Origin of the sequence: Pararobbsia alpina, from assembly GCF_965118125.1 — a bacterium.
GTDB lineage: Bacteria > Pseudomonadota > Gammaproteobacteria > Burkholderiales > Burkholderiaceae > Pararobbsia > Pararobbsia alpina_A.
Genome location: NZ_OZ221288.1, coordinates 1,332,778 through 1,356,803, shown reverse-complemented (window position 1 = coordinate 1,356,803; position 24,026 = coordinate 1,332,778). Strand labels below are relative to the sequence as shown.

Below are 24,026 nucleotides of genomic sequence, written 5' to 3'. Positions count from 1 at the left end.
CAATTATTTATTCACGAAATCGATTTCGAACACGGTGAGAGCAATGACCCAAATCGATAACGAAGTGTCCATGATTCGCGAAACGGCGCGCCGGTTCGTGCGTACGCGGCTTGTGCCGCTCGAGCAGCAGATCGAAACCGACGACGATGTCAGTCTCGATCTCCTCGCGCAATTGCGCGCCGAGGTCGCGGCGCTCGGCCTGTATGGGTTCAATCTGCCTGAAAGCGTTGGCGGACCGGGCCTTTCGGCGGCGGCGAAGCTGGCCATACTCGAAGAGCTCACCTACACGTCGGTGCCGCTCAGCGAAGTGTTTGGTCATCTGCCGCTGCAGTTGACGCAGATGGACGAGCGCCAGCGCGCCGACTTGCTGCCGGGCATTCTGGCCGGGCAGCAGACGGTGACGTATGCATTGACGGAGCCGAATGCAGGCTCGGACCTCAGTGGTCTGCGCACGCGTGCCGAGAAAGTCGAAGGCGGCTGGCTGCTGAACGGCAGCAAGCACTTCATCTCCCATGCTGAAACAGCGGACTACATCATCGTGCTGGCGGTGACCGATCCGACGGCGTCGCTCAAGAGCAAGCTCACGACGTTTATCGTTCATCGCAACAGCCCGGGCCTTGTCGGCATGACGCGCTATCGCAAGATGGGTTGGCGCGGTTACCACCTGAACGGCTTTACGCTCGAGAACTGCTTCGTGCCGGATGAAGATGTGCTCGGTGCGCCGCACGCGGGCTTCCTCGGCATGATGCGCTCGATCAATCACGATCGTCTGCTCTCTGCGAGCCGCTCGCTCGGGTTGTCTTCGCGAGCGCAAACCATGGCCTGCGAGTACGCGCTCGAACGCAAGGCCTTTGGTGCGAACCTCGCTCAGCATCAGGCCGTGCAGTTCATGGTGGCTGACAACGATGTCGAAATCGAAGCGGCGCGCGAGCTGATTCGCGTGGCAGCGGAAATGATCGAGCGAGACGATTCGCAGGCCCACGTCGCGGCCTGCCGGGCCAAGCTTTACGCGAGCGAGATGGGATGCCGTGTCACCGATCGCGTGCTGCAGATATTTGGCGGCATGGGGTATATGACCGAGCTTCCGGTCGAGCGCTTTTACCGCGACGCCCGTGCGTTTCGTATCGGCGAAGGCACCTCGGAAATGCAGCGCATCCAGATTGCACGCGCCGCGCTCGCTCAGGCGGGAGGCCGTCATGGCGTTTGACCTGCTCGAATCAGGCGACGCCGGGTCGGTCGCGCTCTACCACGGCGAGCGCGACTTCACGCGCGGGGAACTCGCGCTCGCGGGCCGGCGCGCGGCGACCTTCCTGCGCAGCCTCGGTATTCGGCGTGGCGACGCATTCGCCGTGTGGCTGCCGGACGGCCCGGTATGGATGCAGCTGTTCTTTGCAGCGTCGCAACTGGGCGCGCTGATGATTCCCGTCAGTACGCGTTTCAGGCTTCAGGAGGCACTGCACGTCGTCAAGACCGCCAGGACAAGCGTCTTGATTACGCCGCACAGCTTCCTCGACTTCGACTATGCGGCGGCAGCGCATGAGATCAAGGCCAGCGTCGACGTATTGCAGCATGTGGTCGAAGTGCCGGACTTCGATCGTTTCGAGTGGTCGTCACTTGAACCGTATCCGGTTTGGGACGGACGCGAGACCGACCTGCTCTGCACGTTCATGACGTCGGGCACGACAGGCCAGCCGAAGCTTGCTGCTCACACCGCTGGCGGTATCGCGCGTCATGCACGCAATGTCGCACGCATCAATGACATGCAAGCCGGAAACATCGTGCTGTGCGCATTGCCGCTCTATGGCGTGCTGGGGTTTGTGCAGGCGATCGCAGGGCTCGCTGCGAATGCATCGTGCGTGCTGATGCCGGTGTTCAAGGCGGATGCCGCGGCGGCCGCGATCGAGCGGCATGGCGTCACGCATTTCTTTGGACCGGACGCGATGATGGACAGGGTGCTTAACGCCAGTTCTCACTCGTTGGCCACGTGGCGCCGCGGCGCATTTCCCGAATATGCGGGATTGGGCCAGCGAGTGATCGACAAGGCTTGGACCGCATGGGGCGTGCGCCTCGCCGCCTTGTACGGCATGTCGGAATGCTTTGCGATGGCGGCGATGCGTGACGCCAACGACAGCGTTGACCAGCGCGGCATCCCCGGCGGAACGCCGATCTCGAGCGAGATGGCATTCCGGATCGTGGATCCACAAACCGACGTCGTATTGCCTGATCGGCAACAGGGTGAATTGCAGTTGCGCGGCTATAACGTCATGGCCGGCTACCTCAACAACCCCGAGGCGACGGCCAAGGCATTTACTTCGGATGGATGGTTCAAGACGGGCGATCTGGCGTACGCCGATGGCGGCGCGTTCTGCTATGTCGGTCGCATTCGCGACAGCCTGCGGTTACGCGGCTATCTCGTCGATCCTGCCGAAATTGAAACGTTTTTAGCGCGGCATTCGGGCGTGCTTGGCGCACAAGTCGTCGGCGTTCATGTCGAGGGCGAGGGCGATGTCGCCGTGGCCTTTATTCGCCATTCGACGACCCCGGCAACGGAAAGCGAACTTCTCGCCTACTGCAAAGAAGGCATCGCGGGCTTCAAGGTGCCGCGGCGCATCGTGCCAATCGATGCGTTTCCGGAGCGTGACGGTCCGAACGGCGTCAAGGTTCTGCGGAATGTCTTGCGTGAGATGGCTTCGCAGTATCTGGGTCTTGTTCCGACTGCATCTGAAACCGCATCTGCATCTGCAACACGGGAAATCAATCATGAAGCACGTTGAAATTCGCTCGGATATCGCATGGGCAACGCCGACACAGGTTGTCGTGCATGGCCTGGACTTGTGCGAAGAAATCGTCGGCAAGATTGACTTTGGCCAGATGGCGTTTCTGCAATGGTTCGGCCGTCTGCCGGAAGAACGCGAGCTGCGCATGTTCAACGCGATGATGGTGATTCTCGTCGAGCATGGCATCACACCCTCATCGCTGGCGACGCGCATGACCTACGCGGGCGCGCCTGAAGCCGTGCAGGCGGGTGTCGCCGCGGGACTGCTTGGGCTGGGTTCCGTATTTGTAGGCTCGCTCGACAACGCGGCACGGCTGCTGCAGGCATCGTTGCCTGACCCGAAAAACGTGCCGGATATCGACACACTTGCGACAGAGATCGTCGCCGACTACCGGGCACGCAAGGAGATCCTGCCGGGCATTGGCCATCCGTTTCACAAGCCGATCGATCCACGCGCCCCGGCCTTGTTCAAGGTCGCGCAAGAGACGGGTTACGACGGCCCCTATATCCGGCTCATGACGGCGATCGGGCGTGAAGCCGAGGCCACGCTTAAACGCGCGTTGCCTGTGAATGTCACGGGTGCGATGGCCGCTGTGGCCTCCGAGATGGGCATCCCATGGCAGATCTGCCGCGGGCTGGCGGTGGCTGCGCGTTCCGTGGGCCTGGTTGGTCACATTCTCGAAGAGATGCGGCAGCCCATCGCGACCGCGCTTTATCTGCGAACTGAGCACGAGGCCACCGCGCATCTGATACCCGATGCACAGCGGCAGGACGTGTGAGCGTACGCATGACACGTTGACGCCAAGGAGATGTTGGGATGAATGCGAACGCAGTGCTGTATGAGCGGCGTGGGCACGTTGCGCTCCTCACGCTTAATGAACCGGATCGTCGCAATGCGCTCTCGCGAGCGATCGTGCGCGGGCTGTCGAATGGGCTGGACAAGGCATTGAGCGACGGCACGCGGGCGGTGGTCATCGCGGCGGCAGGTTCTGCCTTTTGCGCGGGCGCCAATATCGACGACCTTCGCGACGGATGGATGGACGGCCCGGATGCGCAAGATGATCCCGCGGTCCTGTTCAGGCGTATCGCCGAGTTTGGGCGACCGGTGATCGCGGCCGTGCAGGGCGTGGCGGTCGGAGGCGGCATGGAACTGTCGCTCGCTTGCGATCTCGTGATCGCCGCGGAGACGGCGTGGTTCGCCCTTCCGGAACTTGGGCACGGTGTCATTCCGAACACGGGCATCGCGTTGCTGTCTCGTGTCATCGGCATCCGGCGAGCCTATGAGCTCGTCCTTACCCGTCGACGCGTGCCGGCGCAGGAGGCCTTGCCGCTTGGACTGGTGAATCGCGTGGTGCCTGTGGAAGCGGTCGTGAACGAAGCTCTGGCGCTTGCCGGAGAAATCGTCCAGGCGGTGCCTCCGGGCGCGTTACGCGCCGCCAAGCGTCATCTTCATGCGCATGCGTCGATTGACTGGGAGCGTGTGATGCGCTCGCCGCTCGATGTGCCGAAAGCCGAGTGGCAAGAGGGCCTCGCTGCATTTACCGAAAAGCGCGCTGCGGACTACACACGTTTCTGGAGTGCGGCGGACGAGACCGTTGGCGAGCGGCCTCTTCAGCCAACGCTTGAAGCGTGGCGTTGAGCCGGTGCTGCGAAATAGCGAGGAACGCATCGTGAACTCAGTCGACATTTTTCGCTTGCAGGGCCGGGCCATCGCCAACACGGAAGACGCGACCTTGTGGCGATGGTTCTCGATGTTGTTGCAGGACTCGCGCATCCGCTGGCGGCTCGCGCACGACACGTGGCTGGTGTCGATCGATCACCGGCACGTCGCCACCGAAGCGACGTTTGACGATGCGATGCGCGCGGCCAAAGCCGCGTTTGAGGGTCCCAATGGGAGGCAGCACTGAATCGCACCGGATAACGAATCAAAGCGCCAAAGGAAAGGGCGCAGTGGGTCACTCGGGAACAGAGTGGACTCAATCGGGCCTGAAGCTTCGGCCCGATGGCACCAGGGGAAGGATTTGAAGGAGTGAATGAATTCACGCGAGCTTCATGACTCGGGGAATTCAAGGGTTTCAAAGCATGTGAAAGAAGTTGAGTCACGAGGTAATCGACGCTCGACGGAGCCGTTGCCTTGTTCTTGAAAGGTCAAACTTAAGGAGTCGACCATGAGTTTTCGTACCGTCAACCCGGCGACCGGGGAACTCGTCAAGGAATTCCCGTTGCAATCGGATGAAGAGATTTTTGCCGCACTGGCGGCAGCAGATCAACGCTATCGTGAAGACTGGCGGCGCCGGCCCGTGGCCGAGCGCGCAGAAATTCTGGCCCGGGCGGCAAGCATTCTGCGCGCGAAGCGCGATGAGTATGCGACCTACCCGACACTGGAAATGGGCAAGGTCGTCTGGCAAAGCTATGCCGAGGTCGATCTTGTCGCGGATATTCTCGATTACTACGCAAAGAACGGAGAAGCGTTTCTCAAAGATCAGGCGCTGCCGGGCGAACCGGGGGCGAAGATCGTCGCCGAACCGATTGGCGTCATTCTGGCGATCGAGCCCTGGAATTTCCCGTACTACCAGCTCGCCCGCGTCGCGGCGACACAGCTGATTTCCGGCAACGTCGTCATGATCAAGCACGCGGAGAATGTGCCGCAGTGTGCCTTGGCGTTTGCTCGATTGCTTGAGGAAGCCGGTGTGCCGAAGGGCGCCTACACGAATCTGTTTTGCAGCGTCGAGCAGATTGCCAAGCTGATTGACGATTTCCGTGTACGCGGCGTGGCAGTGACCGGCAGCGAGCGTGCCGGCATGGCCGTCGCGGAACGTGCGGGCCGCAATCTGAAGAAGGTCATTCTCGAACTCGGCGGCAGCGATCCTGCAATCGTTCTTGAAGGTGCGCCGCTTGAACATGCGATCGAACAGATCGTGATGGGCCGCACGTTCAACTCGGGGCAAGGCTGCGTCAACATCAAGCGCGTTATCGTAGTCGGCAAGCAGCGCGGCAAGCAGGTCCTCGACGCCTTGAAGGCGCGATTCGCTGCCATCAAGGTCGGCGATCCGACTGACGAGGCGACGGTACTGGGTCCGCTCGTCAGCGAGCGCGCACTCGAAGTGCTGCTCAAGCAGATCGACGACGCAAAGGCCGGAGGCGCGACGATCATTCACGGCGGCAAGCGTGTGAATCGTCCGGGCTATTTCCTTGAGCCGACGCTCATCACCGATATCGCACCGAGCAACCCGTTGTACCAGCAAGAGGCGTTCGGGCCGGTGCTGTCCTTCTACGTGGTCGATAGCGAAGAAGAGGCCATTGCGTTGGCGAACGCAACGAAGTTTGGTTTGAGCGGCTATGTGTTCGATGCCGATGTCGCCCATGCCGAGCAAGTCGCATCGCGCATCGAGTCGGGCATGGTCTACATCAACTCGTGCTTTGCCGATTCACCGGGGTTGCCGTTTGGCGGCGTCAAGAACTCGGGCTTTGGACGCGAGCTGTCGGAGCTGGGCGTTGGTGAGTTCATCAATCGCAAGCTGATCCGTATTGCCGGCGCGGCATGAATTTGACGAGCCCTCTGCGTTGTACGAACGCACGCATTCAGTGATATTTGCTAAGAGAAGTCATCATGGTCAAGAGAGAAGGCGGTTGCCTGTGCCGGGCAGTCCGTTATGTATTGAAGAGCGAGCCGCAGGCAACGGCGGTATGTCATTGCACGCATTGCCAGCGGCAAAGCGGGAGCCTGTTTTCGTTTAACTTGTTTGTCGACGAAGCGGACTACGAGCAGCACGGCGAGACGCTTTTCTTCGAGGATATTGGCGACAGCGGTCACCCGTCGTACCGGCATTTCTGCGGCAAGTGCGGTTCGCCGATCATCACGAAGGTCTCGCAAATGCCTGGGAAAGTTATCGTCAAAGCGGGCACGCTCGACACGATGGACGGACTGGAACCGCAAATCGAGATCTACACCGACCGCGCGGCGAAGTGGCTCGCCCGCGCACCGGGGACGCAGCGTTTTGCGCTGAGTCCTTGAGCGAGTAGGGGTCGTCCGCAGCTTGGCGAAAGCGCGCTGCTGCGGGCGGCATATACTCTGCGCATCCCGCATCCCGCATCCCGCATCCCGCATCCCGCATCCCGCATCCCGCATCCCGCATCCCTCGGTGTTTCGCGAGACGGGCCTATACTTGCCAGCGGTAATGTCATAGACCGCGGTATCTGAGCAGAGAGGCCCCCCGTGCACTCGCATTCCGTCACCACGTTGGAGCAATTGGAGTCGATTTACGGCCAGCCGAATGAGCGTTCGGTCTGGAAAGAGATCGATCATCTCAACGAGGACTACCAGAAGTTCGTGCGCGCCGCGCCGTTTGTCGTGCTCGCTTCGGTTGGCGAAGGAGGCACCGATTGCTCACCGAAGGGAGACCCTGCGGGGTTCGTCGAGATCATCGACGACAAGACGCTCGCGATTCCCGATCGTCCCGGCAATAACCGTATCGACAATCTGCGCAACATCATTGTCGACCCACGCGTGTCGCTGCTATTTCTTGTGCCGGGTGTTGGCGAGACGCTCAGAGTGAACGGTACGGCATCGATTTCCGTCGATCCGGAGTTGCTGGCCCGGTTCGAGATTCGCGGCAAGCAGCCGCGGACCGTGATTCTGGTCAGCGTCACCTCTGTCTATTTTCATTGCTCCAAGGCGATCGTCCGATCGGGGCTTTGGGACGCGGATAAACAGATCGACCCAAAGAGCCTGCCGACCCCGGGAGCGATACTTGCGCGCTTGAGTCACGGCAAGATCGATGCGCAAGCTTACGATCGCGAGCTGCCGGAAAGAGTGAACGCGACGTTGTACTGACTCACCTGATATCCGCAGGCTTTGCCACTCGCGCGAGTTGCCCGAGTCTGCGCATCGCATCATCAAGATCGCGATCAAACGGCTTTGGGCAGCTCAGCCGAATAAACGACCCGAACCGATCTGAGTTCGAAAAGATGGTTCCGGGTGCGATGCGAATGCCATCGGCTAAAGCAGCCTGATAGAGCGATTCGGACGGTGTGCCTTCGGGCAATTCAACCCACAGTAACAAGCCGCCGCTTGGCGGACTCATGCGAGTGCCGGAAGGGAAATACCGCGCAATCGCATCGCATGTCGCTTCGCGCTGATCGCTTAAGCGTGCGCGTAGCCGGTGCAGATGGCGGTCGAAGTCTCCTGACGATATGAATTCGGCGGCGACGAGTTGCGGCAGCGTTTCGTTATGCCGGCTCTGTGCGAATTTCAGCATCTTGATGCGCGCTTGCCATCGTCCGCCCGCAATCCAGCCGAGCCGCATCCCCGGTGCCAACACCTTGTTCAGCGATGCGCAATAAATCACGTTGCCATCGCGATCCCATGCTTTGACGGGTTTGGGGCGCTCAGGGCCTTCAACCAGATCGAGGTACGGATCGTCTTCGATAACCGCGACGCCATGCTGTTTGCAAAGCGCCACAAGCTGCGCCTTGCGATCGTCGGGCATCACGCAGCCCAACGGGTTTTGCAGATTCGGTACGACGACTAGCGCCTTGACGTTCTCGTATGCATTGAGCGCGATGTCGAGTGCTTCGACCGACAAGCCTGTCGTCGGACTGGTGGGTATTTCGAGTGCGCGTAGCCCGAGGCTTTCGAGAATCTGAAGCAAGCCGAAGAAAGCGGGCGATTCGATGGCGATCGTATCCCCGCGTTGTGCGACCGCGCGGAGTGCCAGGTTGACGCCTTCCACGCCACCGGTCGTAGAGATGATCTCGTCCGGCGAGACGGTGACGCCGTTGGACAGCGCGCGCCGGGCAACGGCCTGCCGAAATTCGGAGGCGCCGGTATCGACGCCGATTTCAGTCAGCAGAGTGGGTCGAAGCCGGAGGCGTTTGCGCATCAGCGCTTGCAACGGGTCTGCCGGATAGAGTTCCGCTGCTGCTGTCGCGCCGCCGAGATTCAACGCGTCGGGGAACGATTGGGCGTACTCGAGGACGCGGGAAATTCGCTCATGCAAGCCGACGTAGCGTGCCTCGCTCGGGAGCGTGGTGACTTCGGGTTCCGGCACCTTGGCGAGCTTGAGCGCCGAAGGCCGCTGCACGAAGTAACCGGCGCGCGGCTTGGCTGAGAGCCATCCCGTGTCTTCAAGACGTCTGAACGTTTGAATCGCCGTCGAAAGACTGACTCGATGCCGGTCCATCAGTGCGCGCACGGACGGCATGCGATCGCCGGGCAGCAGCGTTCCCGACGCGATGATGCGTCGATAGTGTTCGGCGAGCCGCTCGTACAAGGGCTCGTCGGGCAGGGGCAGGCTGGCGCGGTGTGGGTCGTCAGAGAGCAGCATTACGTGGATCGTGCCTTGGGCACGCTGGGGTCGCCAGATACAGATCAGGGGAAACTCGACCGAAACAAGCGGCGTTCGTGTTCCTCTGTTTCGCAACAGATTCTAGCGCGCTGGGTCTGTATCCCTGATGCCGGGTTCCTTAAAGTTGAATCTCACCGAGGCGCCGCGTCTGCAAGCAACGAGACTGCGCTGCCACGATGGACCCTGAGCCTTAAGGAAGCGTGCGATGAAAGCCAACATGAAAACCACAGAGCAACACGTTGCCCCCGGCGAGTTGCACATGTGCCGTCTGCCACGCGCAAGCCTGATTGTCGCCGTCGACGGACCGCTAAGGATCCAGTATCAGGACGAGTCGCTCACCTGGCTGACGACGTCCATCGTTGGACCCGTGTCGATCTTGCTGGAAGAGGGACAAAGCCACGAAATGCCATACAGCGCGTGGGCGAACATCACCACGCCGGGATGGACGTCCGTCAAGACCTTGCTGATGAGCCCACCGTCGTGGGTGGCACGCCTTATAGGTTGGGTCGGGTTTGGAAGGTTAAGGCGTCCGTTGCCGCCGAGTTTCTCTTAATCGGCCCGAGGCTCATTGCGGAATTTGGATCGCCGGCCGTGACCGGTTAGATCGCCCACGCTGCGTAGGGACGGAGGGCATCCACCATTTGCAACAGGCCTTGATTGCTCATTGTGTCGAGATATTCGGCGGCCGTCTTCGGTGGGCGCCTCATCGATTTTCGATGTCGCGCGATCGCTTCCAAGACCCGTTGCCTATTCAAATCCATCAAGTCGACGATGAAATCGTCGGGGTGTTGGACGCAAACATTGTGCTTGGCGATACGCTCTTTGGGAAAGTCTCGTACGTTCATCGTCACGATGAGTTCCGCGCCAGCATGCATGGCCGCCGCGACTACGTGGCGATCGTCGGGATCCGGCAAGTCGATCACGCCAATCAGATGTTCAAAGTTACTTACTTTTCCATCGCGAATATGCGCGTCCATTAACTCTCTGGTTCGTTGGACGGCTTCTGGCTTGAGGTCGGTCCGTTTGGCAAGAAGGCTTCTTGTCCATTCGTCATGGATCATGTCGGACCAACGCGCGCGATACAGGTCCGTCAACGCCAGGTGCATCAAAAGATCGCGTAGGGGCGCCGGGTAGAGTACGCATGCGTCGTACACGACTGTGAAGTTTGACGACATTCAATCAATAGCCCAATCCGAGGTCCTGCGCCTGTGCGGTGAGTTCAGCCAAAGCATCAAGACGGTCTGCGTCGATCTTGTTCTTATAGCTGATCAGATCCTGATACATCACTCGCCGATGTGTGTTGACCTTCCGGAACGGGATCGCGCCTTGTTCGAGAAGTTGTACGAGGTACGGCCGCGATACGTTCAGCAAGTCGGCGGCCTGTTGCGTCGTCAACTCGGCGTGAATGGGGATGATCGACACGGCGTTGCCGTTTCCGATCTGATGAAGAATTTCGTCAAGTAGCTTCAAAGCTGATGTCGGGAGCGTAACCGTGTGGGTCTCGCCCTTGTCGTCCGTGAATTCGAGTCGCTGAGTTTCCGTTTGACTGTTGATCAGCGCTATCAAATTCCGACGCGATTCGCGTGCAAGCTCAGCTTCCTGTTCCGACGGCAGGGCTGCCGGAGTGGCTTCGTAGGTCATGGAATCTCTCGATGGGGGAGGCCAAGGATTCCATGGTAATTCGAAATATTCGAAACGGCAAATTCGAAATAAACGAAATAATCGGGCGCTCGCTTGAGCGAGATCCAACGCGCGTGCACGAATGCTTACGTCGCTTTGCCGCGTCACGCCCACCGAAACGCCATGCGGGCGGTGGCGATGCCGATGAGGGCGGGGATGCCCATGCCGATCGAGTACCAGACGGCCCAGAAGGTCACGCTCATTTCGGGGCATTTCAGCGTGTAGGCGAGGGTGCCGATGGCGCCGGCAAGCAGGCCGACTGCGGCGCCGGTCTGTCGCGGGCGTGTGGGGGCGAGGCCCCGCATGGCCCATGAAAATGCAATGAAACTCGGTATCGACACCGCCGCGATACGAAGCGAACACGAATGCCACGTGTGTCCGAGCAACAGATCAACGCGCTCGCCCGGCGCAGCAGCCGCGACGACGGCGAAGACGATGATCCACAACACGACGTTGACTGCGATCAGCGCCTTCCAGGCGCGCTTCGCGCTGGCGCCCGGAATGGCGAGGCGGGCCGCGATCCAGAGGGTCGATGCGATCATCGCGCCGGGAAAGATCAGCTTGGCGCCGAATATCGGGGTGGGCGCGACCGCCGCCAGATCCGGTCGAATGCCCCAGATCGAGACGACGCCCAAGGCAGCCAAAATCAGGCCCACGAACAGGGCGGTGCGAAATCGGCGCTCCAGCGCCTGCACGTCGGGCAAGCGAAAGTCGTTCGCGAGCTGTGCGATCAGAACTTGGGTTTTCAATCTGATTGACCTCGAATCATGCGCGTCAGCGCTTTGATACCTCGATGAATACCGACCTTGACGGCGGACTCGGATAAGCCCGTCGCCTTCGCCGTTTCGGCCACGCTCATTCCGTTGAGCTTGACCATGACGATCGGCGCGCTTTGTTTCTCGGGCAACGTCTTCAGCAGTCGTTCGATATCCCGGCTCGCCTCGACCGACTCGGCCTCGGAGGCGACAAAGAGATCCGTGTTCTCGTCGTCGAACGGCTCGTGCAGCGCATCTCGCAGGGCGTGACCCCGATAGTGGTCGGCGATCTTGTGACGCGCGATCGCGGCAATCCAGGCGGTCAGCGGCACCTGCTGCCGGTAGGTGTGAAGCCCTTTGTGCAAGGCGATCAGGATTTCCTGAAGCACGTCTTCGATGTCGGATTCGCACGATCGCAAACGCCGTCTGAGCGTGCCGCGCAGATATCCCGAGACGCCGTCGAGAAATCGTTCGTATGCGCGAGCATCACCGTCGAGCGCGCGCAGCAGCAGGTCCTTGAATGCCTCCTCTGTGCGGCTTGTATCGATACGACGGTTTCTGCTGGGTGGCACGAACGCCTTCTCCGGAAGCTGACGCTCGCCCTACAGGCGGGAGCCTGCGCCGCTCGGAAGAAGCGGCGCTCTTCTTTCTATGTCGTTCCGAATCCGCAAGTGGTTACACCCGGAACAAACTTTTTTGGCCCCCGCGAGCGCGGAGGCCGCTTTTGCGGCCGTGATTCAAGGCACCGAAATAATCAACGCCTTCTGTAACCCGTTGCATCTGCGTCGCGACTTATCGGACAGGGAGACGTGATGTACCCGCCGGATGCGAGGTACGCCGAATTTCCGCGTATTTCATTCGATACCTTCAGGGACGCAGAGTATGAAAGACCAAAGTGGGCTGCTTCGCTTGTTCGACCCCGACACGCTGTCAGCCGCCTTGTCACGCTGGACGCCGATTCCACTACGGCTGATCGCCGGTTACGGCTTTGTGGCTCACGGCGTCGCCAAGATCGCCAAAAACCCCGATCATTTCGCGGCGATCCTCCACGCGCTGGGCGTACCCGCGCCCCATCTGATGGCATGGGCAACGATCGTCGTCGAGCTGTTGGGCGGAGCGCTGATTCTGGCCGGCGCCTTTGTGCCGATCACCGTGATCCCGATGACGGTTGTGTTGCTGGTCGCCATCTTTACGGTGCACCTGCCGTTCGGATTCACGTCGATCAAACTGATGGATGTGACCGCCGCAGGGCCGCAATTCGGCCGCCCCGGCTACGAAACCGATCTGCTGTATATCGCTTGCCTTGCCGCGCTTGTGTTCGGCGGCTCAGGACCGTTGTCGGTCGACCGGCTTCTCGCGCGACGCAATCTCGGTCACGGCGCGTCACGATGATGTTCCCAACGTATCGAAAGCCCTTCGTCGGCGGCGATACCCACCGCCGCGGCACTGCCACCGTGGTCGCTGACCTCCCGGCGTACAGGATTCTCGTGGTCGGGCGCGAATCCATGCTGGCTCGAGTCCTGGTGCATGAGTCGGCGGCGCAACCGTGGACCGCGCACCTCGCCGATTCCGCTACCGAGGGCATCATCGATGCTCTGGACTCGGGCTACGACGCCATCGTATTCGGCGAGCATGCTCCGGGGCACGATGCGCTCGACTTATTGCGCGAAGCCTCGGATTCCGGCGTCACGATCCCGATCATCATTGTTGGCGGCCCGTGCTCGAGCGAACACCGCGTCGAAGTGCTTCGCGCCGGGGCGGACGACTTTCTGGCCGAGTCTGTCCCGGTCGAGGAGATGTTCGCGCGAATCGAGGCCGTATTGCGACGACGGAAGCCGATCGCAAGCGCAAGGCAGCACACGCTTCGAGTCGGCACGCTCGAACTCGACCTGGTCGAGCGCCGCGCGTCGTACGCCGGGCTCGACGTGTTGCTGACCTCCACGGAGTGCCGCTTGCTGGCGCTCATGATGCGCAATCCGGGTGTCGTGATGACCCGGACGATCATCTTCGAGCGGGTATGGGGCTATCGATTTGACCCCGGCTCGAACCGGGTGGATGTGTATATCGGGCATCTACGCAAACGCCTCGGGGCGATCGGCGCGGCGAAAAACTGGCTCAAAACCGTCCGCGGCGCCGGTTATGCCCTCGGGGGCTGAGACCCGGCCTGCCCGATGTCGACCTTGATTCGAAGCGCTATACTCGCCGCTCGCTACGCTATCGCACGCAGGTCAATCGATCTTGGCCTGAACCGTGCTCCTCGATATGGCCGACCTGGCTCTACACCCTCCGATCAGCGTGAATCACACCCACACTCTCCCAGCCCAGACTCCCGCCCTCGGGTTCAACAGCGACAACATCGCCGGCGCCGCTCCTGAAGTCATGCAGGCGCTGATGGCGTGCATGGCCGGTCAGGCCAGCCCTTACGGCAATGACGATCTGACCGCGCGTGTCGAGCGCAAGCTCGGCGACATTTTCGAGCGCGACGTCGCCGTGCTGCTGGTTCCGACCGGCACAGCGGCCAATTCGCTCTGTCTGGCGGCCATGGCGCCGCCGTGGGGCAATATCTATTGCCACCCCGACAGCCACATCAACAACGACGAATGCGGTGCGCCGGAGTTTTTTTCTGGCGGCGCCAAGCTCGTGAAGGTCGACGGCCCGGCGGCGAAGATCGACGTCGATCAGCTGCGTGCTTTGGCCCGCGCCAAAGTCGGCGACGTGCATTCGACGCAGCCGGCCTGCGTCAGCATCACGCAAGCGACCGAAGTCGGCAGCGCCTACACGGTCGCTGAGATCGCCGCGATCGCCGAGGTCTGCAAAGCCTCGTCGATGAAACTCCATATGGATGGTTCGCGCTTTGCGAACGCGCTCGTCACACTCGGCTGCTCGCCCGCCGAACTGACCTGGAAGGCCGGCGTCGATGCGCTCTCGTTGGGCGCCACGAAAAACGGCGTCCCCGCCGCCGAGGCGATCGTGTTGTTCGATACCTCGCTCAAGACGGAAATGGCTTATCGCCGCAAGCGCGCGGGCCATCTGTTCTCGAAGATGCGCTTCCTGTCGGCGCAGATCGACGCTTATCTGACGGATGACCTTTGGCTGCGCAACGCCGGGCAAGCCAACGCCATGGCCCGACGCATGAACGATGGCTTTGCGCAAATCGACGGCGTCGAAGTGTTCGGCACGCCTGAGGCCAACATCCTGTTTTGCCGCTTCTCGGACACGTTGATTGCCGGTTTGCGCAAAGAAGGCTTCGGCTTCTATGGCGATCGCTGGGGCCCGGGCGTGGTCCGGTTTGTGACGTCTTTCCAGACGACCGCGAACGACGTCGACCACCTTCTTGCATCGATGAAGCGCATCGCTGCTTAAAACCCCTATAAAGATTCTTCAGGCGGCGCCGATAAGGCAGGCGTGTGAACAGTGAGCACACGCGTCCGAGCGCCGCCGGGAGCGGGAAAGCATTCAGAGCGTCCCCCCGAGCGAGCCGCCGTCGCGAACTTTGGGATTTGGGGGAAGGCTATGGGACCGATCTACAACGCACAGATCGTCGGGCCGATGTACGGTGTTGCGGGCTGGCTGATCGGCACGTTTGTATTTGTCTACTTCGCGCTCGGCGCGCAGGGCATGACGATCGAGACGCGCGAGCGGCTGCCGCGTCTGCTGCTGAATCGCAATATCTGTCTGGGCGTCGCGGGTGTCTGCTCGCTGCTCGCCGGCATCAAGTATGTAGGCTGGATGTAAGTTTCAGATCACCCGGGCGACACCTCAGGTCGCCCGAGACTCGCGCGGCATACGTCGACCGTATTCGCTGCGTGCTGCGGCGTCCCTTTTCGAACAAGCGCTATTACACCGAGTCAACAATCCGGAACGGATTCAACGACGCGGTGCGCTTAATCCCTGATCCTTAAGCCATTCGACGCGCTTTTCGCGCGGGCAGCTTCACGTGCCTGCGAAGTGTGGCCCCCCATTTGTTCCTCCGACTCAATTCTCTTTGACCATGCCGGGTCTACGAAGCCGCGGTCGACGCGCCTACATTTGCACTCAGTCGGCGCCGCTTTGCTCCGATCGGCAAACAGCCCAAATCACTTTGAATCGAGGTATCAAATGAGCCAATCCCAGAAAGTCGTTATCGTCACGGGTGCATCGCAAGGTATCGGTGCAGAAATCGTCAAGGCATTCCGCGCTCGCGGTGACTATGTCGTCGCAACAGCGCGTTCGATCAAGCCGTCGGATGATCCGGGTGTGGCGACGGTTGCCGGCGATATCGGCAATCGCGAAGTGGCCCGCCGCGTCGTTGCCGCAGCCCTCGAAAAGTTCGGCCGCGTCGATACGCTCGTCAACAACGCCGGCATCTTTATCGCCAAGCCGTTCACGCAATACACGGAAGACGATTACGCAGCCGTGATCAACGTCAACGTCGACGGCTTCTTCCACATTACGCAGCTCGCGATTGAGCAGATGGAAAAGAACAAGAGCGGCCACCTGGTGCAGATTACGACCTCGCTCGTCGATCACGCCGTCAACGGTGTCCCGTCGGTTCTCGCGTCGCTGACCAAGGGTGGTCTGAATTCGGCCACGAAGTCGCTGGCCATCGAATACGCGAAGGCAGGTATTCGTGCGAACGCGGTTTCGCCCGGCATCATCAAGTCGCCGATGCACGCACCGGAAACGCACGAAGCACTCGGCGCGCTGCATCCGGTCGGCCGCATGGGTGAAATGAGCGATATCGCCAACGCCGTTCTGTATCTGGATTCGGCACCGTTCATCACGGGCGAAATCCTGCACGTCGACGGCGGTCAAAGCGCAGGTCACTAAGCACGTGAGGTTGGCGGAGCTCGGCCGACCTTAAGAAAAACGGCGTGGCAGATATGTGCCACGCCGTTTTTATTTGCATTGGACCGTCTGTGTCTCGTGAGCGCGCCGAACACGGCAGTTCAACTACGGCGCTGTCAGCGAGCCGGTCCGTTCAATTTGAGGTCATCGGCTACAGCACGGTTCGCACGTGCCACAGCTCCGGAAACAACACGACGTCGAGCATCTTGCGCAAGTAATTTACGCCGCTCGTGCCGCCGGTTCCGGTCTTGAAGCCAATGATGCGCTCGACAGTCGTCACATGCCGGAAGCGCCATTGCCGGAACGCGTCCTCGAGATCGACCAGTTCCTCGGCAAGCTCATACAGCTCCCAATACTTTTCCGGATCACGATAGACCTCGACCCACGCGGCTTCGACAGTCGTGTCATGCACGGTCGGCAAGGTCCAGTCGCGTTCGAGACGTTCTCGCGCGATAGGAAAGCCCCTGCGCGAGAGCAGGAACACCACCTCGTCGTAAAACGAAGGCGCCTTGAGCGCCGCTTCGACATCGGCCTGAATATCGCTGCGATGCTCGTGAGGTTTGAGCATCTGGGCGTTCTTGTTGCCCAGCATGAATTCGATCTTGCGATACTGAAACGACTGGAATCCCGACGACGACCCGAGGTGCGGGCGCATCGCCGAATACTCGGTCGGCGTCAGCGTCGCGAGAACGCTCCATGCCTGTACGAGCTGCTCCATGATGCGCGACACGCGAGCGAGCATCTTGAACGCAGGCGCGAGCCGATCCGCCTGCACAGCCGTTCGCGCGTTGCCGAGCTCATGGAGCGCCAGCTTCATCCAGAGCTCGCTCGTCTGATGCTGAATGATGAACAGCAATTCGTTCGGATCGTCGGAGCGTGGATGCTGTGCCGACAGGATCGGATCAAGCGAGAGATAGTCGCCATAGCTCATCGACTTCGAGAAGTCGAGCTGAGCGCTATGCCAGCCGTCCGAAGCCTCATTTGACGTCGCATTTGAAGCCGGATTCGAAGCCGGACCGTCTGCATTGGCCGACTTCGGAGAGGCGCCGTCGTTCGTAAGTTGCGCGCCATAGCCCATCGGGCAGCCTTCTGTGGATTGGGTCATCAGATACCTCAGGTCACCGCGCTGCGCTCGGCATATTCAGGGGCACGCCAGGCCTCGGTCGCGAGCACGTCGCGTAGCGTCTCGACCGCATCCCAGACGTCGACAAAGCGCAGATAAAGCGGCGTAAATCCAAAGCGCAGGATTCTCGGCTCACGATAGTCACCGATGACGCCCCGCGCGATCAGCGCCTGCATCACTTCGTAGCCATGCGGATGGTCAAAGCTGACTTGCGATCCGCGCTGCGCGTGATCACGCGGCGTGACGAGTTCGAGCGGGAACTCCTTGCACCGCGATTCCACAAGTTCGATAAACAGGTCGGACATCGCAAGCGACTTGCGTCGCAACGTCTGCATATCGGTCTGCAGGAAGACGTCGAGGCCGCATTCGACGAGCGCCAGCGACACGATCGGCTGCGTGCCGCATAAAAAGCGGCCGATCCCGTGCGCGGGACGAAACGTGGGGTTCATGGCGAACGGCGCTTCGTGGCCCCACCATCCCGACAACGGCTGATGCACGTGCAGCTGATGACGCTTCGCGACCCAGACGAAACCTGGCGCGCCGGGCCCCGCGTTCAAATATTTGTACGTGCATCCGACGGCGAAGTCCGCATCGACGCTGGTCAGATCGACGGGCACCGCGCCCGTCGAATGCGCGAGATCCCAGACGGCCAGCGCACCGACGTGATGAATATGTCGCGTGAGCGCGGCCATGTCGTGCATATAGCCGGTTCGATAGTTCACGTGCGTGATCATCGCAATCGCGGTGTCATGCCCGATCGCCGCATGGAGTTCCTCGGGCGTGTCGACAAGGCGCAGCGTATAGCCATGATCGAGCAAGGCGATCAGGCCTTGTGCGATATACAGATCGCTTGGGAAATTCGAGCGCTCCGATACGATCACGCGTCGCGAGGGATCACGCTTTTCGATAAGCTTGAGCGCTGCCGACAGCACCTTGAACAGGTTGCTCGAAATCGTGTCGGTGACGACGACTTCATTGGGCTTGGCGCCGATCAGTGTCGCGAGTTTGTTGCCGAGTCTCCCGGGCAAGGCGTGCCATCCCGCGGTGTTCCAGCTCCGCACGAGACCCACGGCCCATTCATCGTTGATGACTTGTGCGGCGCGTGACGCGGCCGCTGACGGGGCCACGCCCAGTGAGTTGCCATCGAGATAAATGACGCCTTCCGGCAACGTGAATTGCTCGCGCAGCGGCGCAAGCGGATCGTCGCGATCGAGCGCGGCGACGCTCTCACGGTCTTTCATGGGTGGGCTCCTTCGGTCTGTCTTGTCTGTTGTGTGTGTCGTGCGTGTCGTGCGTGTCGTGTCTGTCGCGTCTGTCGTGTTCGTCTTGCGTGCGAGTGGATGCGAGCCGGCGCAATACGGCACGCACGGGGCTCGCATCGAGTTCGGTCAGCTTGAGCGGCAGTGCGATCAGCTCGTAGTCGCCGGGGACGACCTCGTCGAGCACGAGCCCTTCGAGTATGGCCATGCGATGCGCCCGGATGCGCTTGTGCGAGTCCATGGACTTCGAGTCCTGCGGGTCGAGCGACGGCGTGTCGATGCCAAGCAGGCGGACCCCTCGTGAGGCGAGCAGGTCGACCGTCTCGGGTGACACCGCGCAGAACGCGCTGTCCCAGACGTCGAGCGGCGCGCGTGCATACGTGCGGAGTAAAACGCGCGGCGGCACATTGTCCAGCGCGTGTGCGATATGCGCGGGCTCGACGAGCGGCGCCACGCCCACGCAATGCACGACACGGCAAGGTCCGAGATAGGTGTCGAGCGGCACGTCGCCAATCGCCGCACCGTGCGCATCGTAGTGCAGTGGGGCGTCGGCATGCGCGCCCGTATGCGGCGACAGCGTCAGGCGACCGACGTTGACCGGCGAGCCGGCTTCCATGCGCCAGACCCGCTCGAGGCCGACCGGCGTATCGCCGGGCCACACGGGCGTCGCACGGTGTACGGGCGGGGAAATGTCCCAGAGTGTCGGCATGTTTTTTGAGTGCTCCTCAGGCGGCGTCCCATGCTACGCGGCGCGAGGCGGGCCGTCAAAGCCCGGAAACGACCGGCTTGCTACAGCTCCGGATCGAGCACCCAGATCACGCGATCGATGGCTTTTTCGCGCCACGAACGATGGCGCCACGATTCAAGTGTGATGCGCTTCGAGCGTTCGATGTCCTTCTCGAAGATCGCCGTTTGCTGTCGCGCGAAGTCGCGATCGAAGATGTTCAGGTTGGCCTCGTCGTTGAGCTTGAACGAGCGGCTGTCGAAATTCGTCGAGCCCACCGACACCATGTACTCATCGACGACGAGCACCTTGCAATGGAACATCGTCGGCTGATATTCGTACATCTCGATGCCGGCTTCGAGCAGGCGCCCCCAGCACGCACGCGACGCTTCGCGTACGGTATGCGTATCGATGCGCTGCCCGGGCGTGATGATGCGGATGCGTACGCCACGCTTAGCGGCTTCGACGAGCGCATTGATCGCAAGCTTATCCGGCACGAAGTAGGCGCTGGCCAGATGAATCGACTCCGTTGCCGCGGTGATTGCCATCAGGTACATCAGCTGCATGTCGTCGGCGCCGTTCGTCGGCGAGCTGCTGAACATATGCGCGACACCCTGGCCCATGTGCTCGATGGCCGGAAAATATCTCGGCCCATGCAGCACGTCGCCGCTGGCCTTGATCCAGTTGTCCATAAAGACCGACTGCATATGGCCGACGACGGGGCCTTCGACTTTGAAGTGTGTGTCGCGCCAATGCTTCGCGTCCTGCGCGTGACCCGTCCATTCCTCGGCGATGCCGACGCCACCCGTAAAACCCAGTGCGCCGTCGACGACCAGCAACTTGCGGTGCGTGCGATTGTTCATGCGCCCGAGGCCGCTCCAGTGCGGCTTGTGATAAAGCAGGACCTGCGCACCGGCTTGTTCGAGTTCGCGGATATAGCCTCGATCCATCTTGTCGCTGCCGACCCAGTCGAGCAGCACGTGCACGGCGACGCCATCGCGTGCCTTGTCGGAGAGTGCTTTCGCAAACTTCGCGCCGATCTCGCCAGACCAATAGATGAATGTTTCGAACGTGATCGTGTAGCGAGCCGAGGCGATCGCGTCGAGCATCGCGGGGAAGATCTCATCGCCGTTGACGAGCACGGCGAATCGATTTCCGCTTTCGACGGGCGGCCCGAGCAACTGGCTCATCGAGCGGATGAATTGCGGATCGTCGCTGCCATACAGGCGCTGGATGTTGTGCCCGACCTTTTTCTCGCCGCTCGACAGGTTGGCGAACACGAGCACGACGATCAGGGTCGCGACGACGGTAACGATGACAATGGCAAGGACAGGCATGCGTGACGTGAAGGACCGAGGCGCCGTGCGCGACGACGTCGCTCTGTCTCATGAAGTGCGCGTGCCGGTGGCGTCGCACGTTTCATACCTGTGTTTGAACAGCAGGACGAAATAAACGGTAATGGAAGGCGTATCCCCAGCGACATGAGGCCTGGTCGCTTTCAGCGGAACGTGCGGTCGAGAAGGTGCGGGTTCGCGAGTTCTATACCGGTCTGTACTGCCCGAATGGGACGGATGAAACGCGGGTCACTTGTGATCGTCGATCGTCATCGTGCGAAACACGTCGCGCACGAAATCCTCGAGATGGTCCTCGAAGTCCGGGAGATCGATATCGATCTCCGACAACGTCAGCTTGCCTTTCGCGCGGCGAACCACATCGACGTAGGCCTCGATGATGTCCATCGAGGCGCGCTCGTCGGTGTTGTCCGGGGGTGAATCGTGTTCCGGGAACTCCACTGTGTCTCCTGTCTGATGCTCGTCACGAATGCGCTTAGTGAAGGTGCTTAGTGAATGTGGGCACGCTACCCGAGTTGGCGTTTGGAAGATAGGCGAGTATTCGAGCAGTGACTCAAATTGGCTTGGCACTACGACACACGCCTTGATCCACGTGCTTGTGCATCACACGCGGACACATTGACCGCGTCCAAATAACGACATTTTTCTCCAAGTACCCTGCAACGAACGTGACGTCGGACTATCCCTGATTCAGACCCGCTGAACGAAGTCCTCCACATCTCACGTTTTGGAGAACTGAACCCTGGCGATTACATATCGAATCGACGGATCAAAACTTGTCCTCCCATTCAGGAAAATCACTCGGTGCCGTTAGAGAGATGAACGCGCTTTCGACGCGATACGCGACCGTGATTTCATGTCGGTAAAGCTTGCCGACGTCGCATGCTGCACGACGACTTTCTCGCATGGCCCACAAACACTCGACCATTCATTCAAAGCTCACTGCGTGCTTCGCGGCATTTGTGATCGTCATTGTCGCGATGAGCGCGCTCGCCGTCGGCGCGTTACTCGCCGTGGATGGCCGCGCGAATGAACTCAGCACGCGTTGGCTTGGTGGTACGCGTCTGCTTGGCGAGTTGGGCGACACGCTGACCGAGTTTCGTCTCGACGAGGCAAACCTCGCGCATGAGCGCGACGATGGGGTGCGTCTGCAACTGCTCGAATCGGCGCGGCGCCGCGCGGTGATGATCGACTCGGAAGTGGCCGACTATCGCGGCATGGCGGATGCGGACGCGCAGTCGGCACTCACTGACTTCGAACGCAAATGGCGCGCGTTTCATGCGGCACACGGCAGCTGGATCACACAGCCGACGCACGATGTGCCTGCGGATCGATCGGATGCGACGCTGGGTTCGCTCTATGCCGATGCCGATCACGCCGCCGACCAGGTCATTGCCGCCAATACGGATGCGGCCACGCGCGAGTCAAAAGCCATCTCGGGCGTGACGCATTTCGCCGTGGTCTGTGTGGTGGCCATGGCCATGGGTGCGCTGTTTCTGGTTGTCGTCATGTTTATCCTCGTGCGACGAAACATCACGACCCCGCTGCGCGAAATGACCGCGGCACTCAATCGTCTCGCGCGGGGTGAGCGCGATTTCGAAATACTGGGAACGAAGCGCACGGACGAGATTGGCGATATGGCTGCGGCGTTCAACGCGTTTCTCGAGACTACGCACGCGCTCGACCGCGCACATGAAGCCACGCGCATCGCGCAAAGCGAAGCCCAGCATCTGGCCAAGAGCGATCCGTTGACGGGTCTGCCCAACCGGATCGCACTGGCGACCGGGCTCGATGCCGAGATCGCGCGTGTGCCACGTTCGCCGTCGACGATCCTCGTGACCGTGATCAACGTTCGGCGCCTCAAGCGGATCAATGAACTCTACGGTCACTCGATCGGCGACCGCGTGCTCTGTGAGATCACATCGCGCCTGAGCCACATGGTGGGATGGAACGACGTGGTCGCGCGTCTTGCCGGCGATGAATTCGCACTGGTGACACGTGTGCATTCTGAAACCTATGCGATGGCGGCCAGCCGTTTTGCCGAGCGCGTGCTCGACGAACTGTCGACGCCGATCGCCTATGCCGGCATGGCGCTCGAAATCGGCGCGAGCCTCGGCATTGCCGCGTACCCCGGCGACGGCGATAGCGCGGAGCGTCTGCTGCGCGCCGCCGATATCGCCATGCATCGGGCCAAGGGCGATACCGAGCTCGGTTACCGTCTGTTCGAGCCCGCGATGGACGACGCGCTGCGCGAGCAGGCAACGCTCGAATCGGATCTGCGCTTTGCGCTGATGACCGAGATGATCCATCCGCACTATCAACCCCTCGTCGATCTGACGACGGGTGAGGTGTACGGCTTCGAGATCCTCGCGCGCTGGACCGATGCCGAGCGAGGACCCGTCAGCCCCGATATCTTCGTGCCCGTGGCGGAACGGCTCGGCGTGGTGTCGGACCTGACGTTCTCGATGCTCCGTCAAGCGTGCCGCGATGCAGCGCAATGGCCGACAACGACGCGGCTTTCGCTCAACGTGTCGGCCCGCATGCTGACCGATCGCGGCCTCGTCAATGCGTTGTGCGATGTGCTCGCGCGCGCACGGATGGAGCCGGACAGGCTCGAGATCGAGGTGACCGAAACGGCCTTGCTGGCGGATATCGACGGGGCGAAGGTGGCGATCGCTGAGTTCCAGCGTCGCGGCATCCGCGTATCGCTCGACGACTTCGGCACAGGCTTCTCAAGCTTGTCGCACTTGCGCGAGCTCAAGGTCGACAAGGTCAAGATCGACAAATCGTTCGTGATGTCGATGCGCACCAGCGCCGAGAGCGAAAAGATCGTGACCGCGATCCTCGGTCTCGCGGCCAATCTCGAGATTCCGACCGTGGCCGAAGGCATCGAAGACGCCGAGACGGCACGTTTCCTGGCCATCCATGGCTGCGAATACGGGCAGGGCTTCCTCTATGGCCGGGCCATGAACCCTGCCGACGCCGGGCGCTTTCTGCGCGTTCACAGCGACGGGCTGCCGGTTGCCCTGGCCTGAGCCGTCGCCCTGAAGCCCCGGGTACGCAGACAACGTACCTAAGGCAGGGTGACTGAGTCGGGTTAGCCAGGGTGGGGCTCTGACCTTGCTGCCCAAATGCGGTTGCCTCAATGCGGTTGCGAATGCTTCGCAACCGCATCAGGTGTGC

General features: G+C 61.1%; 24 protein-coding genes and 1 pseudogene. 15 read left to right on the top strand and 10 right to left on the bottom strand.

Annotated elements, in window-relative coordinates; genetic code table 11:
• The first annotated feature begins 43 nt into the window (after window positions 1-43).
• From ACMFWR_RS24140 to ACMFWR_RS24105, 8 genes are all read left to right on the top strand, one after another.
• Entirely contained in the window at window positions 44-1,207 is a 1,164-nt protein-coding gene (locus ACMFWR_RS24140) for an acyl-CoA dehydrogenase family protein (protein WP_413197215.1), read from the top strand.
• Window positions 1,197-2,774, top strand: a complete 1,578-nt coding sequence (locus ACMFWR_RS24135; RefSeq protein ID WP_413197214.1) for an AMP-binding protein — start codon at window positions 1,197-1,199, stop codon at window positions 2,772-2,774. The genes ACMFWR_RS24140 and ACMFWR_RS24135 overlap by 11 nt, the downstream gene beginning before the upstream one ends.
• Entirely contained in the window at window positions 2,761-3,555 is a 795-nt protein-coding gene (locus tag ACMFWR_RS24130) for a citryl-CoA lyase (RefSeq protein WP_413197213.1), read from the top strand. The genes ACMFWR_RS24135 and ACMFWR_RS24130 overlap by 14 nt, the downstream gene beginning before the upstream one ends.
• A 38-nt stretch (window positions 3,556-3,593) precedes the next feature.
• On the top strand, window positions 3,594-4,415 hold the full coding sequence (locus tag ACMFWR_RS24125) for an enoyl-CoA hydratase/isomerase family protein (RefSeq protein WP_413197212.1): 822 nt from the start codon (window positions 3,594-3,596) through the stop codon (window positions 4,413-4,415).
• 31 nt (window positions 4,416-4,446) lie between these two features.
• Window positions 4,447-4,683: a hypothetical protein gene (locus tag ACMFWR_RS24120; protein ID WP_413197211.1), complete on the top strand. Its 237-nt coding sequence runs from the start codon at window positions 4,447-4,449 to the stop codon at window positions 4,681-4,683.
• Between the two features lie 261 nt (window positions 4,684-4,944).
• Complete coding sequence (locus ACMFWR_RS24115) at window positions 4,945-6,321, top strand: NAD-dependent succinate-semialdehyde dehydrogenase (protein WP_413197210.1); 1,377 nt, start codon at window positions 4,945-4,947, stop codon at window positions 6,319-6,321.
• 65 nt (window positions 6,322-6,386) lie between these two features.
• Entirely contained in the window at window positions 6,387-6,791 is a 405-nt protein-coding gene (locus tag ACMFWR_RS24110) for a GFA family protein (RefSeq protein ID WP_413197209.1), read from the top strand.
• 201 nt (window positions 6,792-6,992) lie between these two features.
• Window positions 6,993-7,610: a pyridoxamine 5'-phosphate oxidase family protein gene (locus tag ACMFWR_RS24105; RefSeq protein WP_413197208.1), complete on the top strand. Its 618-nt coding sequence runs from the start codon at window positions 6,993-6,995 to the stop codon at window positions 7,608-7,610.
• A gap of 1 nt (window position 7,611) precedes the next feature.
• On the opposite strand, the gene ACMFWR_RS24100 is transcribed toward ACMFWR_RS24105, so the two are convergent.
• A complete protein-coding gene (locus ACMFWR_RS24100; RefSeq protein WP_413197207.1) occupies window positions 7,612-9,102 on the bottom strand; it encodes a PLP-dependent aminotransferase family protein in 1,491 nt (496 codons plus the stop codon).
• Between the two features lie 238 nt (window positions 9,103-9,340).
• Between ACMFWR_RS24100 and ACMFWR_RS24095 the strand changes: the two genes are divergently transcribed.
• Window positions 9,341-9,676, top strand: coding sequence for a hypothetical protein (locus tag ACMFWR_RS24095; RefSeq protein ID WP_413197206.1), 336 nt, complete (start codon window positions 9,341-9,343; stop codon window positions 9,674-9,676).
• 46 nt (window positions 9,677-9,722) lie between these two features.
• Here the strand turns inward: ACMFWR_RS24095 and ACMFWR_RS24090 are convergent, their stop codons facing one another.
• From ACMFWR_RS24090 to ACMFWR_RS24075, 4 genes are all read right to left on the bottom strand, one after another.
• Window positions 9,723-10,298, bottom strand: a complete 576-nt coding sequence (locus ACMFWR_RS24090) for a PIN domain-containing protein (protein WP_413197205.1) — start codon at window positions 10,296-10,298, stop codon at window positions 9,723-9,725.
• Window positions 10,299-10,302: 4 nt separating this feature from the next.
• Window positions 10,303-10,764: an excisionase family DNA-binding protein gene (locus ACMFWR_RS24085; protein ID WP_413197204.1), complete on the bottom strand. Its 462-nt coding sequence runs from the start codon at window positions 10,762-10,764 to the stop codon at window positions 10,303-10,305.
• Window positions 10,765-10,907: 143 nt separating this feature from the next.
• The gene (locus ACMFWR_RS24080) at window positions 10,908-11,552 is read right to left on the bottom strand and encodes a DUF1109 domain-containing protein (RefSeq protein ID WP_413197203.1); all 645 of its coding nucleotides are present in this window, start codon (window positions 11,550-11,552) and stop codon (window positions 10,908-10,910) included.
• On the bottom strand, window positions 11,549-12,130 hold the full coding sequence (locus ACMFWR_RS24075) for a sigma-70 family RNA polymerase sigma factor (RefSeq protein WP_413197202.1): 582 nt from the start codon (window positions 12,128-12,130) through the stop codon (window positions 11,549-11,551). The genes ACMFWR_RS24080 and ACMFWR_RS24075 overlap by 4 nt, the downstream gene beginning before the upstream one ends.
• A gap of 310 nt (window positions 12,131-12,440) precedes the next feature.
• Between ACMFWR_RS24075 and ACMFWR_RS24070 the strand changes: the two genes are divergently transcribed.
• The 5 genes from ACMFWR_RS24070 (at window position 12,441) to ACMFWR_RS24050 (ending at window position 16,367) form a co-directional block, all read left to right on the top strand.
• Window positions 12,441-12,950 (top strand): DoxX family protein, encoded by a 510-nt coding sequence (locus tag ACMFWR_RS24070; RefSeq protein WP_413197201.1) that lies wholly within the window; start codon window positions 12,441-12,443, stop codon window positions 12,948-12,950.
• Window positions 12,947-13,714: a response regulator transcription factor gene (locus ACMFWR_RS24065; RefSeq protein WP_413197200.1), complete on the top strand. Its 768-nt coding sequence runs from the start codon at window positions 12,947-12,949 to the stop codon at window positions 13,712-13,714. The genes ACMFWR_RS24070 and ACMFWR_RS24065 overlap by 4 nt, the downstream gene beginning before the upstream one ends.
• A 139-nt stretch (window positions 13,715-13,853) precedes the next feature.
• On the top strand, window positions 13,854-14,921 hold the full coding sequence (locus tag ACMFWR_RS24060) for a threonine aldolase family protein (RefSeq protein ID WP_413197199.1): 1,068 nt from the start codon (window positions 13,854-13,856) through the stop codon (window positions 14,919-14,921).
• 150 nt (window positions 14,922-15,071) lie between these two features.
• Entirely contained in the window at window positions 15,072-15,293 is a 222-nt protein-coding gene (locus ACMFWR_RS24055) for a hypothetical protein (RefSeq protein WP_413197198.1), read from the top strand.
• 363 nt (window positions 15,294-15,656) lie between these two features.
• Window positions 15,657-16,367 (top strand): SDR family NAD(P)-dependent oxidoreductase, encoded by a 711-nt coding sequence (locus tag ACMFWR_RS24050; RefSeq protein ID WP_413197197.1) that lies wholly within the window; start codon window positions 15,657-15,659, stop codon window positions 16,365-16,367.
• 169 nt (window positions 16,368-16,536) lie between these two features.
• Here the strand turns inward: ACMFWR_RS24050 and kynA are convergent, their stop codons facing one another.
• The 5 genes and pseudogenes from kynA to ACMFWR_RS24025 all read right to left on the bottom strand — a co-directional run bounded on the left by kynA (window position 16,537) and on the right by ACMFWR_RS24025 (window position 21,284).
• Window positions 16,537-17,490 carry a tryptophan 2,3-dioxygenase gene (kynA, locus tag ACMFWR_RS24045; protein ID WP_413197196.1) on the bottom strand — a complete coding sequence of 318 codons (954 nt, stop codon included), beginning with the start codon at window positions 17,488-17,490 and terminating at the stop codon, window positions 16,537-16,539.
• Between the two features lie 8 nt (window positions 17,491-17,498).
• The gene (gene kynU, locus ACMFWR_RS24040; protein ID WP_413197195.1) at window positions 17,499-18,749 is read right to left on the bottom strand and encodes a kynureninase; all 1,251 of its coding nucleotides are present in this window, start codon (window positions 18,747-18,749) and stop codon (window positions 17,499-17,501) included.
• 103 nt (window positions 18,750-18,852) lie between these two features.
• Window positions 18,853-19,476: pseudogene (gene kynB / locus ACMFWR_RS24035) on the bottom strand (arylformamidase); the annotation flags it as partial.
• 80 nt (window positions 19,477-19,556) lie between these two features.
• Window positions 19,557-20,828 (bottom strand): phospholipase D-like domain-containing protein, encoded by a 1,272-nt coding sequence (locus ACMFWR_RS24030; protein WP_413197194.1) that lies wholly within the window; start codon window positions 20,826-20,828, stop codon window positions 19,557-19,559.
• A gap of 246 nt (window positions 20,829-21,074) precedes the next feature.
• A complete protein-coding gene (locus ACMFWR_RS24025; RefSeq protein ID WP_413197193.1) occupies window positions 21,075-21,284 on the bottom strand; it encodes a hypothetical protein in 210 nt (69 codons plus the stop codon).
• Between the two features lie 464 nt (window positions 21,285-21,748).
• Between ACMFWR_RS24025 and ACMFWR_RS24020 the strand changes: the two genes are divergently transcribed.
• Entirely contained in the window at window positions 21,749-23,878 is a 2,130-nt protein-coding gene (locus tag ACMFWR_RS24020) for a putative bifunctional diguanylate cyclase/phosphodiesterase (RefSeq protein ID WP_413197192.1), read from the top strand.
• The last annotated feature ends 148 nt before the right edge of the window (window positions 23,879-24,026 follow it).